We start from the raw sequence: 14161 nt of genomic DNA on the forward strand, positions 1-14161 counted from the left end.
GGGTTCCCGGTTCACATGCCCACAGCTTGCCACAGCCAGGTTGGCGTTTCGCTGTCGGTGCTACAGGGCGATCTGCTCGCTGGGTTCGGGAATGTTGGCGATCCAGTTCAGCCGTTCGCGCAGGGCTTGCTGCAGCGCCTGCATCTTCTCCAGTTCACCGTGCACCAGGTACAGCTCCGGGTGGTGTTCGAACCGGCTGGCCCAGTCGAGCAGCTGCGACTGCCCGGCATGGGCGGAGAAGCCGCCGAGGGTATGTACTTTGGCTTTCACCGCGATGCGCTGGTGCAGCACCTTGACCGTCTCGGCGCCCTCCACGATCAGGCGGCCGAGCGTGCCCTTGGCCTGGAAGCCGGGGAAGATCAGGTGACAGTTCTCGCGCCAGAGGTTGTGCTTGAAGTGATGGACGATGCGCCCGCCATTGCACATGCCGGCGCCGGCGATGATGATCGCGCCGCTCTTGATCCGGTTGATCGCCATCGATTCCTCGGCCGTCGGCGTGCAGCGCAGCACGGGCAGCCAGTCCTCGATGCGTTTCACCCCCTTGGCCGCCAGTGCCGCCCGGTCCGGGGCGGCGAACTGGTCGTGGAAGCGGCTGTAGATGGCGTTGGCGCGAATGGCCATGGGGCTGTCGAGGAACACCGCCTGCTGCGGCAGGCGGCCCTCCTGGTAGAAGCGTCCGAGGTAGTAGATCAGGTCCTGGGTGCGGCCGACCGCGAACGACGGAATCAGCACGTTACCCCCTTCGTTGTGTGCCTGCTGCAGGATCGCGGCCAGCTCTTCCAGGGTGTCCTCGCTGCAGCGGTGGTCACGGTCGCCGTAGGTCGACTCCATCAGCAGCACGTCCGCCCGGTTCAGGTGCGCAGGTGCCTGCATCAGTGGCGAGCAGGTGTTGCCCAGGTCGCCGGAGAACACCAGGTGGCGCTGCAGGTGATGATCCTCCACCTGCATCTCGACGATCGCCGAGCCGAGAATGTGGCCGGCATTGTGAAAGGTCACCGTTATGCCCTTGGCGACCTCGACCGCTTCGCCGTAGGCATGCGGCCGTCGCTGGCTGAGCGCCTGCTCCGCGTTGGCCTGAGTGTATAGCGGTTGAACGGCAGGCTTGCCCTGGCGCGCCCGCCAGCGGTTCTCCCACTCGGCGTCCTTTTCCTGGAGGAAGGCGGAGTCCAGCAGCATCAGCTCGAGCAGCTCGCAGCTGGCTTCGGTGGCGTGGATCGGGCCGCGGTAACCCTCCGCCACCAGGCGCGGAAGCAGGCCGCTGTGATCGAGGTGGGCGTGGGAGATGACCACGGCATCCAGGCTGCCCGGGTCGAACGGAAAGCGGCTGTGGTTCTGTTCCTGCTCCTGGCGGCGGCCCTGATGCATGCCGCATTCGAGCAGTACCCTGGCGCCGTCGCGGCTTTCCACGAGGTAGCAGGAGCCGGTGACTTGCTGGATCGCGCCGATGAAGGTGAGCAGGGCCATGGTTCTATCCTTGTCGTGGTGATGGCTCGAGTCTGCCGGCTCTGCGCGTGGTGAGGCTTGACGCAGATCAGCCGACGTCCGGGCGTGCAGCGCTACCTTCACTCAGCATAGTCATCCCGCAGCGCTGCCGTTCGTCCGAGTGGCCGGGCTGTGTTCGGTCGTCTGATTTACTTGTTGGATGCGGGGCCGATTCATCTGTGCGGCTGCTGCGCAGGGACGCCCGCGCCGGGTGCGGGCGACTCCGCCCGGCGTGTCCTGGCGACTACAGGCGCGCCATCTGCAAGCGACCAGGGCAGGGAAGGGGAACCTCGCTGTCGGCGTCGAGTCTGCTGTGAGGTAAACAGGAAGGGAGGGGCAGGTATGCCCAGTTTGATTCTGCAGGTCGAGGCGGAGCTCTACGACATGCTGCAACAGGCAGCACGCACCAACCAGCTGAGCCTCGAGGACGAATGCTTGCGACGTCTGGAGGGCGGTGTGCGCCGCTCGCGCTACATGGAGGCACTGCTCGCCGAGCTGCGCGCGGATGACGCGCAGCGCCGAGCGGAGAGGGGCTGAGCGAGGCGTTCGCTCAGATACCGCAGTCGCTCTTGTCGAAGACCTCGACGGTCACAGGGCGGTTGCTGCGGTATTCGCTGAACTGGTAGCGCAGCTGCGCGCCATCGGCCAGCAGCTTGCGATAGCCCGGGTTGCGGCAGACGCTCGCCGCCAGTTGCGAGCGAACGGTGTCCGGGTTGCCACGCATCTGCGCGGCATGCGCCGGACGCACGCTGAGATGGTTGATCAGCGTGTGCCCTTCCACCGTATAGCCCTGGTCGAGAATGTCCTCGTTGATCGCGCGTGGCGTGCCTTCGCTGCTCTGTCGGGCGACCTGTTCCAGTGTCCGAGTCAATTCCATTTCCTTCAGCGAAGCGGCCTGGGCGGTCGGCAGCATCAGGCTGAGCGCGAGAGCGGGAAGGATGTAACGCAACATGGGGTGTGACTCCTGAAAGCTTGGACGAGGGTTGGACAGGGCCCCCGCACGAATGTTCGCGAAATGGCCACTGGCCCCTTTGCCAGCGGTGTTACCGACGGCCACATGCTGGCCAAACGCTGTCTTCCGCCATCACGACCAAAGGCCGGGGATCATCGGCCAAACCTGCACGTCTCAACCTTGAGCCGCGTTGCAGTCGGACGCCGCCTGCGCAGACCTGCCTGAAGTCTGTCGCGAATGAGGCGTTGGCTGCTGGGTGTTCAAGCAGCGTGCAGGAGAATAACAATGACAAGACTCTATCGGCGTTGGCCATCGCATGTGATGGTCGGCAGTCTACTGGTTTCGCCCGTTACGCAGGTACAGGCATCCGGTTATCACTTTGGTTCGCAGTCGGTGGCGGCGCAGGGTTCCGCGCATGCCAATGGCGCCGAGGCGGCCGATCCTTCGACCATTTTCTACAACCCGGCGGGCCTGACCCGACTCAAGGGTACGCAGGTGACGTCCGGCCTGACCATCCTGCTGCCCGATGGTGACTACGAGGACAAGGGCAGCACGGACGTGTTCGGCAATCCGCTATCGGGGGATGCGGGCGAGTTTCTCCCGGATGCCGCCGCCGCGCCCAATTTCTACATCTCTCACGAGATCAATGACCGGGTCACGATCGGCCTGGGCATCTTCACGCCGTTCGGCGCCAAGCTGGACTACAAGGAGGACTGGGCCGGGCGCTACGCCATCCAGTCGGCCAGCCTGGAAACGGTGACGTTCAACCCGAGCATCGGCTTTCGCTTCAACGAGCATCACAGCATCGGCTTCGGCGTGTCGGCGCAGTACATCAAGTCGGTCCAGCGCGGTGCGGCGGACGTCAAGGGGGCGTCGAGGCAACTGGCGGGGCAGTTCGTCGACGCCAACTACCAGGACACCCGTAATGCCGCCAGCCCCATTCTGGGGCCTATAGTCGGAGGCATCGCCGGTGTTCCCGTCCCCGAGGAAATCCGCTCGTGCAACGGCGTGGCCGATCGGGATGGTTTCGTCGATTGCGTGGCCAGCAACTTTGCCGACAACGTCCAGGGCGATGGCTACTTCCGCGTCAAGGGCGACGACTGGGGCTTCGGCTGGAACATCGGCTACCTGTGGGAGCCCACCGAGTCGACGCGCTTCGGGGTGTCCTATCGCTCGCGTATCAAGCACACCCTCGAGGGCGAGAGCAAATGGAGCTTTGCCGATGTGCAGGGGGGCGTGCCCTCCCCGGACATATCCCTCAAGGGGGGCAGGAGAATCCTGGGTATCTACGTGCCGCCCGCCAGTGCGCTGCAGCAACTGTTCGACGAAGACAACTGGGTGAACCCCGGCGACTTCGCGGCGACGAGGCTGCACCCGAACTCCAGGGCTAAGACGGCCGTCGACACCCCGGAAATGCTCTCCTTCAACGTCTTCCATCAGCTCAACAACAGGGTGGCGTTGATGGCGGACCTGACCTTTACCCGTCATTCGCGACTGGACGAGGTGCGCATCGGCATCGATCAGGTGGCCGGCTATCCCTATTTCAATGGCGTCACCGAGGGGGATCTGAACGTCGAGCAGGACTGGAAGGACACCTACAAGATCTCCCTGGGCATGAACTACCAGTACAGCGACGACCTGCTCCTGCGCAGCGGGGTCGCCTACGACCGTTCGCCCGTCAACTCGCCGCAGCTGCGCCACCCGGCGTTCCCCGATGCGGATCGCTACTGGCTGTCGCTCGGTGCCAACTACAGGATGACCCCCGATACCTCGGTGGACCTGGCCTACAGCTACGTGCAGTTCTCCAGCGGCAAGATGGATTACCAGGACGGCTGCTCCCCGGCCGGCTGGGCACCGGGGGTCGGAGGTCTGTATCAGGACAGCGGAGTGCGCTGCACCGGCAACGGCGGCAACTTCCGTGGCGAGTACGAAACGCGCATCCACTTCATCGGCCTGGCGTTGAACCACCGCTTCTGAGGCGCCTGGGCGGCGGATGGGGGTGCTAGACTTGCGCCCCCTTTCGCCGTTGTCGCCTTCATGAGCCATCCCGCCCCACATGCCGTTGCCCGTCTGCGTGCAGAACGCCTGGCACGCAGCCTGAAACCCTTCGTCGCGCGCGGTTCCCGTGCCGAGCGTTGCCCGCATTGCCGCGTGCAGCCGGACTACTGCCTGTGCGCCTGGCGTCCGCAGGTGCAGGCGAATGCCGCCATGTGCCTGGTGATGCATGACATCGAGGCGCTCAAACCGAGCAACACGGGCTGGCTGATCGCCGACGTGGTGCCCGAAACCCATGCCTTCGGCTGGACGCGCACGGCGGTGGAACCGGCGCTGCTCGCGCTGCTGGCCGACCCGCAATGGCAGCCTTACCTGGTCTTTCCCGGCGAGTACGTGGCGCCGCAGCGCGTGGTGGAGGAGGTGCAGCTGACGCCCGGCAAGCGGCCGTTGTTCGTGCTGCTCGATGCCACCTGGACCGAAGCCCGCAAGATGTTTCGCAAGAGCCCCTACCTGGACGCGTTGCCGGTGCTCAGCCTGACCCCGGCGCAGCTGTCACGCTATCGCCTGCGTCGCTCCACGCGCGGCGAGCACCTGTGCACCGCCGAAGTGGCGGCCATGTGCCTGGAGCTGGCAGGCGACTCGCGCGCGGGCGAGGCCCTGGACGATTACCTGGATGCCTTCAGTCAGCACTACCTGGCAGCCAAGCGGCGCTTGCCGCTCGACCTCAACGACGCGTTGCATCAGCGCCTGCAGGGCTATCGCTGAGCGCGGCCGGCAGCGGCTTCGGCCACAACTGGGCCAGCAGCATGCCGCCGAACATCAGGGCACACCCCAGGTAACCGCGTGGCGCCAGCATCTCGCCCAGCAGCAGGGCGCCGGCGATGGCGGCGAACACCGCCTCGAGGGACAGGATGATCGCCGCATGCGAGGCGATCGCATGTTGCTGCGCGACCACCTGCAAGGTGAAGCCCACTGCGACGCCGAACAAGCCGCCATAGACGATCGCCGGGGCGGCCGCGAGGATGCCGTCCAGCGTGGCTGTCTCGAACACCAGGGCCAGCAGCAGGCTGATCACCGCGCAGGTGATGAACTGGATCAGCGCCAGGCGCAACGGGTCATGGCGGCTGGCGAAGAAGCCCACCAGCAGCACGTGAATACCCCAGACGAAGGCGCCGGCCAGTTGCAGCCAGTCGCCGGAGGCCACGGTGAAGCCCTCGCCGACGCTGAGCAGGAACATGCCGACCACGGCGAGGCTGGCGCCCAGCCAGATACCGGCGCTGCTGCGCTGGCCGATCAGCAGACCGAGAATCGGCACCACGATCACGTAGAGCCCGGTGATGAAGCCGGAGTTGGTCACCGTGGTGAACAGCAGGCCGACCTGCTGCAGGTTGATGCCCAGCGACAGGGCCAGGCCCATGACGATGCCCCCCAGCAGCAGGTTGCGATTCAAGGGGGCGGCGGGGCGCTTCTGGCGGCGTTGCAGCAGCATCAGTACCGGGAGCAGCGCCAGGCAGGCGAGGGCGAAGCGCAGGCCGGTATAAAGGAAGGGGCCGATGTTATCCATGCCCAGACGCTGGGCGACGAAGGCGCTGCCCCAGATCATCGCGGTAATCAGCATCAACAGGTCGGCGCGCAGGGCTTGGCTTCGCATCGGAGCTTCTCGGCAGGAAAGCTGCGCATCCTGCCGCAAAGCATTGAACTTGACCACCCCGTCACAGCTCGGCATGCTGGGCGCCGCCGTCGGTCCGAGTGGGGAGTCTGTCGTGATGGATGAACAGTCTTGAGCGGGTCGTCAGCCAATAAGCACTGTCATACTCACCTCAGTGCCACTCATAACAAGAGCAGGATCTGCCGATGGCCGCCTATGAAATCCTGATTGCCGATGACCACCCGCTGTTTCGCAGCGCGCTGCAACAAGCACTGACCCTGGGGCTGGGGCCGGATGTGCGCCTGGTGGAGGCTGCCAGCATCGCTGAGCTGGAGGCCTGCCTGGCCGACAAGAGTGATTGGGATCTGGTTCTGCTCGACCTCAACATGCCGGGTGCCTACGGTTTCTCCGGCCTGGTCCTGCTGCGCGGGCAATACCCGCAGATTCCGGTGGTGATGATCTCCGCACAGGAGGAAGCCTCGGTGGTCAACCGCTCCCGCGAGTTCGGTGCCAGCGGTTTCATTCCCAAGTCCAGCCCGCTGGAGACCCTGCAGCTGGCCGTGCGCCAGGTGCTCGACGGCGATACCTGGTGGCCGCCGATGGCCGAGGAGAGCGCCCCGGTTTCCGAGGAAGCCAAGGCCGCCAGCGCCGGGCTCGCCAGCCTGACCCCGCAACAGTTCAGGGTCCTGACCATGGTCTGCGAAGGCCTGCTGAACAAGCAGATCGCCTACGAGCTGAACGTCTCCGAGGCGACGGTCAAGGCGCATGTCACGGCGATCTTCCGCAAGCTCGGCGTGCGCACGCGCACGCAGGCGGCGCTGCTGCTGCAGCAGATGGAGTCGATTCCAGGCTGACGGGCCCCTGGCTCAGACGATGGCCGGCAGCACGATCTGGTCGCTGCGGGCCACCCCGGCGGTCAGCGCGCGGCACTGCTCGAGAAAGTCACGCATGGCGGCCGTCTGATACTTCTGCTTGTGCCAGATGAAATAGAACTGCCGGCGCAGATCGAGCTCGGGTGTTTCCACCGGCATCAGGCTGCCGCGCCGAAAGGCGTCACGCAGGGCCAGACGTGAGATGCAGCCGATGCCCAGGCCGGACTCCACGGCGCGCTTGATCGCCTCGGTGTGCTCCAGCTCCAGGCGGATATTCAGCTTGCGCGGGTGATGGCGCATGGCCTGATCGAAGGTCAGCCGGGTGCCCGAGCCCTGCTCGCGCAGAATCCACGCCTCGCAGGTCAGTTCCTCCAGGCTCGCCGTGCCACGTGCCGCCAGCGGGTGCTGCGGTGCGCAGAACACCACCAGTTCATCCTCGACCCAGGGCTGCACCTCGATATCCGGGTGCTGGCAGTGGCCTTCGATCAGGCCCAGGTCCAGCTCGTAGTGGGCGATCTGCTGTACCACGTGGGCGGTGTTGTGCACCTGCAGCTTCACCCGGCACTCCGGGTGCTGCTGCATGAAGCTGCCGATCAGCAGGGTGGCCAGGTAGTTGCCCACGGTCAGCGTGGCGCCGACGTTGAGCGAGCCGTAGCCGCTCTTGCCGCCCAGCAGGCGTTCGATCTCGCGTGCCTGTTCGAGCAGCGCCACCGCCTGGGGCAGCAGCTGGCGCCCCAGGGCATTGAGCGCCAGGCGCTTGCCGGCGCGGTCGAACAGCTGGCAGTCGGACTGGCGTTCGAGCTCGGTCAGTGAGGTGCTGGTGGCGGACTGCGAGAGCGCCAGCGACTGCGCCGCGCGCGAGACGCTCTCCTGCTGGGCGACCGCGACGAATACCTGGAGTTGTCTGAGAGTAAATCGCATATCGATATAACCGATTACCTATATCTTGATAATCCACTTAACAGATATTGTTGCCGCGAATAAAATGCCGCGCAATCGCGCCGAAGGCGCTGTGCTTCCCGAGGAAAGATCATCATGAGCAATATGAACGTCGAGCGCGTGCTCAGCGTCCACCACTGGAACGATACGCTGTTCAGCTTCAAGTGCACCCGCGATCCGGGCCTGCGCTTCGAAAATGGCCAGTTCGTGATGATCGGCCTGCAGCAGGACAATGGTCGCCCGCTGATGCGTGCCTACTCCATCGCCAGCCCGAACTGGGAAGAGCACCTGGAGTTCTTCAGCATCAAGGTGCCCGACGGCCCGCTGACCTCGCAGCTGCAGCACCTCAAGGAAGGCGACGAGATCATCATCAGCAAGAAGCCTACCGGCACGCTGGTGCTCGATGACCTGAACCCCGGCAAGCACCTGTACCTGCTCAGCACCGGCACGGGCCTGGCGCCGTTCATGAGCGTGATCCAGGACCCGGAAACCTACGAGCGCTTCGAGAAGGTGATCCTGGTGCACGGCGTGCGCTACGTGAACGAAGTGGCGTATCGCGAGTTCATCACCGAGCACCTGCCGCAGAACGAATTCTTCGGCGAGGCCCTGCGTGACAAGCTGATCTATTACCCCACCGTCACCCGCGAGCCGTTCGAGAACCAGGGCCGCCTGACCGACCTGATGCGCAGTGGCAAGCTGTTCGCCGACATCGGCTTGCCGCCGATCAACCCGCAGGACGACCGCGCCATGATCTGTGGCAGCCCTAGCATGCTCGACGAGACCGCCGAAGTGCTCGACAGCTTCGGCCTGAAGATCTCCCCGCGCATGCGTGAGCCGGGTGACTACCTGATCGAGCGCGCCTTCGTCGAGAAGTAAGCGCCTCTGGTAAACGAAAAAGCCGCCCATCGGGCGGCTTTTTCGTTGGTGCGCGGCTTACAGGCGCTTGGCGTCGATGATCAGCACCGGCTCGCGGGGGACGTTCTGGTGCATGCCGCGGTTGCCGGTCGGCACCTGGGCGATCTTGTCGACCACCTCCATGCCACGGGTCACCTTGCCGAACACGGCATAGCCGAAGTCACGCGAGCCGTGGTCGAGGAAGGCGTTGTCCTTGTGGTTGATGAAGAACTGGCTGGTGGCCGAGTCGCGTACCTGGGTGCGGGCCATCGCCAGGGTGCCGCGCACGTTGTGCAGGCCGTTGTCGGCCTCGTTCTTGATCGGTGCGTCGGTGTCCTTCTGGCGCAGCTCGGCATCGAAGCCGCCGCCCTGGATCATGAAGCCGGGAATCACGCGATGGAACTGGGTGCCGTTGTAGTAGCCGCTGTCCACGTACTTGAGAAAGTTCTGCGTGCTGATCGGCGCCTTGTCGGCGGCCAGTTCCACTTCGATTTCGCCCATGCTGGTGGTCAGCAGTACCTTGGGGTTTTCCGCAGCCAGCAGGCTGGTCGACAGCAGCAGGGCGCCGGCGGCGATAACGAGTTGCTTGAGCATGATGGTCAGTTTTCCTTGTTGGCAGTGGTGTCTGCTTCACCGAGAAAGGCGAGCAGGGCGCTATTGAAGCGTTCAGGTTGATCCAGTGGTGTGGCGTGGCGCGAATTTTCGATCACCAGCAGGCGCGCGTCAGGCATTTCTGCCACGTATTCGCGCTTGCGTTCAACCGGGGTGTAGTCGCGGTCCGCGGTGATGACCAGCGTAGGACAGGTGATGCGTGCGAGGCGTTCCCGCACGCCCCAGCCGATGATCGCGTCGAGACTGGCGAGGTAGGCGCGCTTGTCGTTCTGTGGCCAGCGTTCCTCCACCTTGCGCCGCAGGTCGGCCTGCTCCGGTCTGGGGAACAGCAGCCTGGCGAGGGCCTTGGCGATGCTGTCCAGGCTGAGCAGGCGGGACAGCGTCCAGCGTTTGCCGACCTCCAGCCAGTCACGCGCGCTCCTGGCCTTCACCTCGGGGGCGCTGTTGACGATGGTCAGGCTGCGCAGCAGCTCGGGGCGGTCGACGCCGAGCTGGAAGCCGATCATGCCGCCCATGGAAATGCCCACCAGGTGCACGGCGGGCAGCTGCAGGTGTTCGATCAGCGCGGCCACGTCGTCGGCGAAGTCGGCGATCTTATAGGCCTCGCGCGGCTTGTCCGAACGGCCATGTCCGCGCACGTCGAGGGCGATGACCCGGTAGTGCGGGCTGAGGGCGGGAATCTGGTACTCCCAGTCGCGCGTACTCGAACCCAGGCCGTGCACCAGCAGCAGCGGCGTACCGTGACCGTAGTCCTCGTAGTGCAGCTGGCAGCCATCGTTGTCGAAGTAGGGCATGGGGCGGCTCTCAGTGGCTGGACTGCGGCGCGGCGAACGGAGCGTCCAGCGGCGCGGCGTCGAAGTTCTTGATCAGTTCGATGAGAATCTGCGTGGCCGGGCCCAGGACCCGGTCCTTGTTGCTGTAGAGAAAGAAGCGAGGCTTGCGCAGGCCGCCCTGGGCCAGCGGCAGGGGCTTGAGCAGGCCCTCCTGCAGTTCACGCGCGATCAGGTGGCGCGGCAGCCAGGCGAAGCCCAGGCCGCTGCTGACGAAGGTCCGCGCGGTCGGCAGGCTGCCCACTGTCCAGCGTTGTTCCGCGCCGAGCCAGCCGGCGTCGCGTGGCTGCAGGCGACCGCTGTCGCGGGTCACTACCTGCATCTGGCCCTCGAGGTCCTGGAAGCTCAGTTCCCGTTGCAGGCGATGCAGGGGGTGCTCGGGGTTGGCCACGGCGACGAATTCCACTTCGCCGAGTTCGATGCCCAGGTGGCCGGTGATGTTCAGGGCGCTGATGGCCAGGTCGGCGGTGCCTTCCAGCAGCACTTCCTCGACCCCGGACAGCACTTCCTCGCGCAGGCGTACGCGGCAGCCACGGCTCTGCGGCATGAAGGCGGTCAGCGCGCGGACGATGTTCGCCGTCGGATACGCGGCGTCGACCACCAGGCGCACCTCGGCCTCCCAGCCCTGTTCCATGTGGTGGGCCAGGTCTTCCAGCTGGCTGGCCTGCTTGACCAGCTGCCGCGAGCGGCGCAGCAGGACGTCGCCGGCCTCGGTCAGCACCGCCTTGCGCCCGTCGATGCGCAGCAACGGCACGCCGAGCTGCTCCTGCATGCGCGCCACGGTATAGCTCACCGACGATTGCGAGCGATGCAGCACCTCGGCGGCCTGGGCGAAACCGCCCTGGTCGACCACCGCCTGCAAGGTACGCCACTGGTCCAGGGTTACACGGGGAGCTTTCATGACACTGTCCTGTTACCGGCTGTCATCGCCGGCGATCTCGACCTACACTGGCGCTCCGATGATGGAGAGCACCGATGAAAAAAATCTTCTGCCTGTTGTTCGCCCTGCTGCCCCTGGCTGCCCACGCCTATCCGATCGATGTGGAGAAACAGCTGAACGGCGCCGAGGTATCGGCCACCACTCAGGAAATCGATCACAACATGGCAGCGCTGGTGCTCTACAACTACGGCGAGAGTGAAGCAGAATGCAGCGCCGTGTTCCGCAACGGCCCGGAAGCGCCACGTACGCGGCGAGCCGTGCTGACACCGGGGGCCAGCAACAACATGACGGTGAAGTTCAGCCGCAGCGTGATTCGCCTGCGGGTCGACCTGACCTGTGGCCTGAAGTAACCAGAGCCTAGACCCGGCCCATCCATAAATCAACTTTGTCGATATATGTAAGCGGATATTTGCGCTTTTTAATCGAATGTTGTGGACCTAGTCTGTGCTCCATCGATTCCTACCCACCTCGATGGAGCCTCAGGTATGTCCCGTATTCTCGTGATCGAAAGCAGCGCCCGCCAACAAGGCTCGGTCTCCCGTGAGCTGACCCAGCAATTCATCGGCAACTGGCAGGCCGCTCACCCGGCCGACCAGATCCAGGTTCGCGACCTGGCCGTCGACCCGGTGCCGCACCTCGACGCCACGCTGCTGGGCGGCTGGATGACGCCGAGCGAGCAGCAGAGCGAGGCGGAGAAGGCCGCCCTGGCGCGCTCCAATCTGCTCACCGACGAAGTGCTGGCAGCCGATGTGCTGGTGCTGGCGGCGCCGATGTACAACTTCGCCATCCCCAGCACCCTGAAAGCCTGGCTGGACCACGTGCTGCGCGCCGGCGTCACCTTCAAGTACACCGAGACCGGCCCGCAGGGCCTGCTGACCGGCAAGCGCGCCTTCGTGCTGACTGCCCGTGGCGGTATCTACGCCGGCAGTGCGCTGGATCACCAGGAGCCCTACCTGCGCCAGGCGCTGGCCTTCATCGGTATCCACGATGTGCAGTTCATCCACGCCGAAGGCCTGAACCTGGGGGCCGAGTTCAGCGAAAAGGGCCTGGCCCAGGCCAGGGCCAAGGTGGCCGAGGTCGCCTGATCCCACTCTCTCTCCTGAGCGCCCGTCCACGGGCGTGTTGCGCCGGTCGCTTCGCTACGAGGTGGCCGGCTTTTTTGCATGGCCGGCCGCTCGCTGGCCGGGCATGCATTGTCCGCTGCCGGCGAACGCGCTAAGGTCGCCGCCTTCCTTCGGAGGTGGCTGTGCGATATCTGCTGATAGTGACCCTGCTGTGGGCCTTTTCCTTCAGTCTGATCGGCGAGTACCTGGCCGGTCGGGTCGACAGCTATTTCGCGGTGCTGACGCGCATCGTCATCGCCGGCCTGCTGTTCCTGCCGCTGACCCGCTGGCGCGGTCACGCCCCGGCCTTCGTGCGCGGCATGCTGGTGATCGGTGCGCTGCAGTTCGGCATCACCTACGTCTGCCTGTACCTCAGTTTCTCGGTGCTGACGGTGCCGGAGGTGCTGCTGTTCACCATCCTCACGCCGTTGCATGTGACGCTGATCGAGGATGCGCTCAACCGCCGCTTCAACCCCTGGGCGCTGCTCGCCGCTCTGGTGGCCGTGCTGGGCGCCGGGATCATCCGCTATGACGGGATCAGCAGCAGTTTCCTGCTGGGCTTCCTGCTGCTGCAGGTGGCCAATTTCACCTTCGCCGCCGGCCAGGTGCTGTACAAGCACCTGCTGCTGAAGTTTCCCTCGAGCGAGCCGCAGTACCGGCGTTTCGGCTTCTTCTACCTCGGCGCCTTGCTGATCGCGTTGCCGGCCTTCCTGCTGCTGGGCAATGGCGAGCGGCTGCCGAGCAGCGCCTTGCAATGGGGCGTGCTCGGCTGGCTCGGCGTGGTCGCCTCCGGCCTGGGTCTGTACTGGTGGAACAAGGGCGCCAGCCTGGTCGACGGCGGCACCCTGGCGGTGATGAACAACGCCCTGGTGCCGGCCGGCCTGCTGGTCAACCTGCTGATCTGGAACCATGACGCCGATCTGCTGCGCCTGGCCATCGGTGGCGCGGTCATCGCCCTGTCACTGCCGGTGGCGGGTCTGGGGCGCAAGCCCGCGAGGATTGGCTGATGCAGCTTTCCGGGCGCGGTGTGGCGCTGTCCGTCGGCGCCTCGGTGCTGTTCTCCGTGCTGCCCGGCTACGTGCAATGGCTGACGCCGCTGGACGGCATACAGGTGTTCGCGCAGCGCGTGCTCTGGTCCATTCCGCTGGTGTTGCTGCTGGTGCTGCTGGCCCGGCAGACCGCGCTGCTGCGCGAGACGTTCGTGCGTCTGCGCCGCGAGCCGCTGCTGCTCGTTGCCTGCCCCGTGGCGGCGGCCCTGATCGGCGTGCAGTGGGGGCTGTTCGTCTGGGCGCCGTTGGCGGGGCACATGCTGGAAGTGTCCATGGGCTACTTCCTGCTGCCGCTTGCCCTGGTGCTGACCGGGCGGGTGTTCTACGGCGAGCGCCTGCGCCCGTTGCAGCGACTGGCGGTGACCTGCGCCGTGCTTGGCGTGCTGCATGAGCTCTGGCGCACCCAGGCGTTTTCCTGGCTGACGCTGGTGACTGCGCTCGGCTACCCGCCCTACATGATGTTGCGCCGCTGGATGCGTTTCGATGCGCTGTCCGGCTTCGTGCTCGAGATGTTGCTGCTGGCGCCGCTGGCGATCTGGCTGATCGTCGCCCATGGCCCCGTGGATGCCTTTGCCAATCGGCCTGCGCTGTGGTTGCTGGTACCGGGCATGGCGCTGATCGGCACCCTGGCCTTCGCCGCGATGATGGCGGCGAGCCGGCTGTTGCCGCTGGGGCTGTTCGGCATTCTCAGCTATGTCGAGCCGGTGCTGCTGTTCGCCGTTGCACTGCTGGTGCTGGGGGAGACCTTCGATGCCGGGCAATGGCTGACCTACCTGCCGATCTGGGCAGCCGTATTGCTGGTCGGTTGGGACAGCGCGCGTCTGCTGCGCAAAACGCCAGCCTGA

16 protein-coding genes are annotated in these 14161 nt (G+C 65.4%); 9 read left to right on the forward strand and 7 right to left on the reverse strand.

Annotation, left to right across the window (positions count from 1 at the left end):
- Positions 1–60: 60 nt before the first annotated feature.
- Positions 61–1464, reverse strand: a complete 1404-nt coding sequence (locus tag EPK82_RS16645; RefSeq protein WP_134677363.1) for an MBL fold metallo-hydrolase RNA specificity domain-containing protein — start codon at positions 1462–1464, stop codon at positions 61–63.
- Positions 1465–1824: 360 nt separating this feature from the next.
- On the opposite strand from EPK82_RS16645, the gene EPK82_RS16650 reads away from it, so the two are divergent.
- The gene (locus EPK82_RS16650; RefSeq protein ID WP_037047308.1) at positions 1825–2019 is read left to right on the forward strand and encodes a hypothetical protein; all 195 of its coding nucleotides are present in this window, start codon (positions 1825–1827) and stop codon (positions 2017–2019) included.
- Between the two features lie 13 nt (positions 2020–2032).
- Here the strand turns inward: EPK82_RS16650 and EPK82_RS16655 are convergent, their stop codons facing one another.
- Positions 2033–2434 carry a quorum-sensing-regulated virulence factor family protein gene (locus tag EPK82_RS16655; protein ID WP_037047310.1) on the reverse strand — a complete coding sequence of 134 codons (402 nt, stop codon included), beginning with the start codon at positions 2432–2434 and terminating at the stop codon, positions 2033–2035.
- Between the two features lie 285 nt (positions 2435–2719).
- Between EPK82_RS16655 and EPK82_RS16660 the strand changes: the two genes are divergently transcribed.
- A complete protein-coding gene (locus EPK82_RS16660; protein WP_134677365.1) occupies positions 2720–4411 on the forward strand; it encodes an OmpP1/FadL family transporter in 1692 nt (563 codons plus the stop codon).
- A gap of 60 nt (positions 4412–4471) precedes the next feature.
- A complete protein-coding gene (locus EPK82_RS16665; RefSeq protein WP_047592720.1) occupies positions 4472–5194 on the forward strand; it encodes a tRNA-uridine aminocarboxypropyltransferase in 723 nt (240 codons plus the stop codon).
- On the opposite strand, the gene EPK82_RS16670 is transcribed toward EPK82_RS16665, so the two are convergent.
- Complete coding sequence (locus tag EPK82_RS16670) at positions 5154–6080, reverse strand: DMT family transporter (RefSeq protein ID WP_037047315.1); 927 nt, start codon at positions 6078–6080, stop codon at positions 5154–5156. The two genes, EPK82_RS16665 and EPK82_RS16670, sit on opposite strands and share 41 nt — an antisense overlap.
- A gap of 203 nt (positions 6081–6283) precedes the next feature.
- On the opposite strand from EPK82_RS16670, the gene erdR reads away from it, so the two are divergent.
- Positions 6284–6931, forward strand: coding sequence for a response regulator transcription factor ErdR (gene erdR, locus EPK82_RS16675; RefSeq protein ID WP_037047317.1), 648 nt, complete (start codon positions 6284–6286; stop codon positions 6929–6931).
- A 12-nt stretch (positions 6932–6943) separates the two neighbouring features.
- Here the strand turns inward: erdR and EPK82_RS16680 are convergent, their stop codons facing one another.
- The gene (locus EPK82_RS16680) at positions 6944–7870 is read right to left on the reverse strand and encodes a LysR family transcriptional regulator (RefSeq protein ID WP_037047319.1); all 927 of its coding nucleotides are present in this window, start codon (positions 7868–7870) and stop codon (positions 6944–6946) included.
- A 114-nt stretch (positions 7871–7984) separates the two neighbouring features.
- Here EPK82_RS16680 and fpr point away from each other — a divergent pair, with 114 nt between their 5' ends.
- Positions 7985–8764 (forward strand): ferredoxin-NADP reductase, encoded by a 780-nt coding sequence (gene fpr, locus EPK82_RS16685; RefSeq protein ID WP_037047321.1) that lies wholly within the window; start codon positions 7985–7987, stop codon positions 8762–8764.
- Positions 8765–8821: 57 nt separating this feature from the next.
- Here fpr and EPK82_RS16690 read toward each other — a convergent pair whose 3' ends face one another.
- From EPK82_RS16690 to EPK82_RS16700, 3 genes are read right to left on the reverse strand one after another with little or no spacing between them, the layout of a single operon-like run.
- Complete coding sequence (locus EPK82_RS16690; RefSeq protein ID WP_037047323.1) at positions 8822–9376, reverse strand: peptidylprolyl isomerase; 555 nt, start codon at positions 9374–9376, stop codon at positions 8822–8824.
- 5 nt (positions 9377–9381) lie between these two features.
- A complete protein-coding gene (locus EPK82_RS16695; RefSeq protein WP_134677367.1) occupies positions 9382–10188 on the reverse strand; it encodes an alpha/beta fold hydrolase in 807 nt (268 codons plus the stop codon).
- 10 nt (positions 10189–10198) lie between these two features.
- Entirely contained in the window at positions 10199–11125 is a 927-nt protein-coding gene (locus EPK82_RS16700; protein WP_037047327.1) for a LysR family transcriptional regulator, read from the reverse strand.
- Between the two features lie 74 nt (positions 11126–11199).
- Here EPK82_RS16700 and EPK82_RS16705 point away from each other — a divergent pair, with 74 nt between their 5' ends.
- From EPK82_RS16705 to rarD, 4 genes are all read left to right on the forward strand, one after another.
- A complete protein-coding gene (locus EPK82_RS16705; RefSeq protein ID WP_037047329.1) occupies positions 11200–11514 on the forward strand; it encodes a hypothetical protein in 315 nt (104 codons plus the stop codon).
- Positions 11515–11649: 135 nt separating this feature from the next.
- A complete protein-coding gene (locus EPK82_RS16710) occupies positions 11650–12249 on the forward strand; it encodes an FMN-dependent NADH-azoreductase (protein WP_037047331.1) in 600 nt (199 codons plus the stop codon).
- 161 nt (positions 12250–12410) lie between these two features.
- A complete protein-coding gene (locus tag EPK82_RS16715; RefSeq protein ID WP_134677369.1) occupies positions 12411–13274 on the forward strand; it encodes a carboxylate/amino acid/amine transporter in 864 nt (287 codons plus the stop codon).
- Entirely contained in the window at positions 13274–14161 is an 888-nt protein-coding gene (rarD, locus tag EPK82_RS16720; RefSeq protein ID WP_134677371.1) for an EamA family transporter RarD, read from the forward strand. Before EPK82_RS16715 ends, rarD begins: the two co-directional genes overlap by 1 nt.

The sequence above is a fragment of the Ectopseudomonas khazarica genome (genome assembly GCF_004521985.1).
Classification (GTDB): Bacteria; Pseudomonadota; Gammaproteobacteria; order Pseudomonadales; family Pseudomonadaceae; genus Aquipseudomonas; species Aquipseudomonas khazarica.

Bases quoted from the DNA above. Each gene is read 5' to 3' on its own strand.
- EPK82_RS16645 (WP_134677363.1), bottom strand. From the start codon at position 1,464: ATGGCCCTGCTCACCTTCATCGGCGCGATCCAGCAAGTCACCGGCTCC.
- EPK82_RS16650 (WP_037047308.1), top strand. From the start codon at position 1,825: ATGCCCAGTTTGATTCTGCAGGTCGAGGCGGAGCTCTACGACATGCTG.
- EPK82_RS16655 (WP_037047310.1), bottom strand. From the start codon at position 2,434: ATGTTGCGTTACATCCTTCCCGCTCTCGCGCTCAGCCTGATGCTGCCG.
- EPK82_RS16660 (WP_134677365.1), top strand. From the start codon at position 2,720: ATGACAAGACTCTATCGGCGTTGGCCATCGCATGTGATGGTCGGCAGT.
- EPK82_RS16665 (WP_047592720.1), top strand. From the start codon at position 4,472: ATGAGCCATCCCGCCCCACATGCCGTTGCCCGTCTGCGTGCAGAACGC.
- EPK82_RS16670 (WP_037047315.1), bottom strand. From the start codon at position 6,080: ATGCGAAGCCAAGCCCTGCGCGCCGACCTGTTGATGCTGATTACCGCG.
- erdR (WP_037047317.1), top strand. From the start codon at position 6,284: ATGGCCGCCTATGAAATCCTGATTGCCGATGACCACCCGCTGTTTCGC.
- EPK82_RS16680 (WP_037047319.1), bottom strand. From the start codon at position 7,870: ATGCGATTTACTCTCAGACAACTCCAGGTATTCGTCGCGGTCGCCCAG.
- fpr (WP_037047321.1), top strand. From the start codon at position 7,985: ATGAGCAATATGAACGTCGAGCGCGTGCTCAGCGTCCACCACTGGAAC.
- EPK82_RS16690 (WP_037047323.1), bottom strand. From the start codon at position 9,376: ATGCTCAAGCAACTCGTTATCGCCGCCGGCGCCCTGCTGCTGTCGACC.
- EPK82_RS16695 (WP_134677367.1), bottom strand. From the start codon at position 10,188: ATGCCCTACTTCGACAACGATGGCTGCCAGCTGCACTACGAGGACTAC.
- EPK82_RS16700 (WP_037047327.1), bottom strand. From the start codon at position 11,125: ATGAAAGCTCCCCGTGTAACCCTGGACCAGTGGCGTACCTTGCAGGCG.
- EPK82_RS16705 (WP_037047329.1), top strand. From the start codon at position 11,200: ATGAAAAAAATCTTCTGCCTGTTGTTCGCCCTGCTGCCCCTGGCTGCC.
- EPK82_RS16710 (WP_037047331.1), top strand. From the start codon at position 11,650: ATGTCCCGTATTCTCGTGATCGAAAGCAGCGCCCGCCAACAAGGCTCG.
- rarD (WP_134677371.1), top strand. From the start codon at position 13,274: ATGCAGCTTTCCGGGCGCGGTGTGGCGCTGTCCGTCGGCGCCTCGGTG.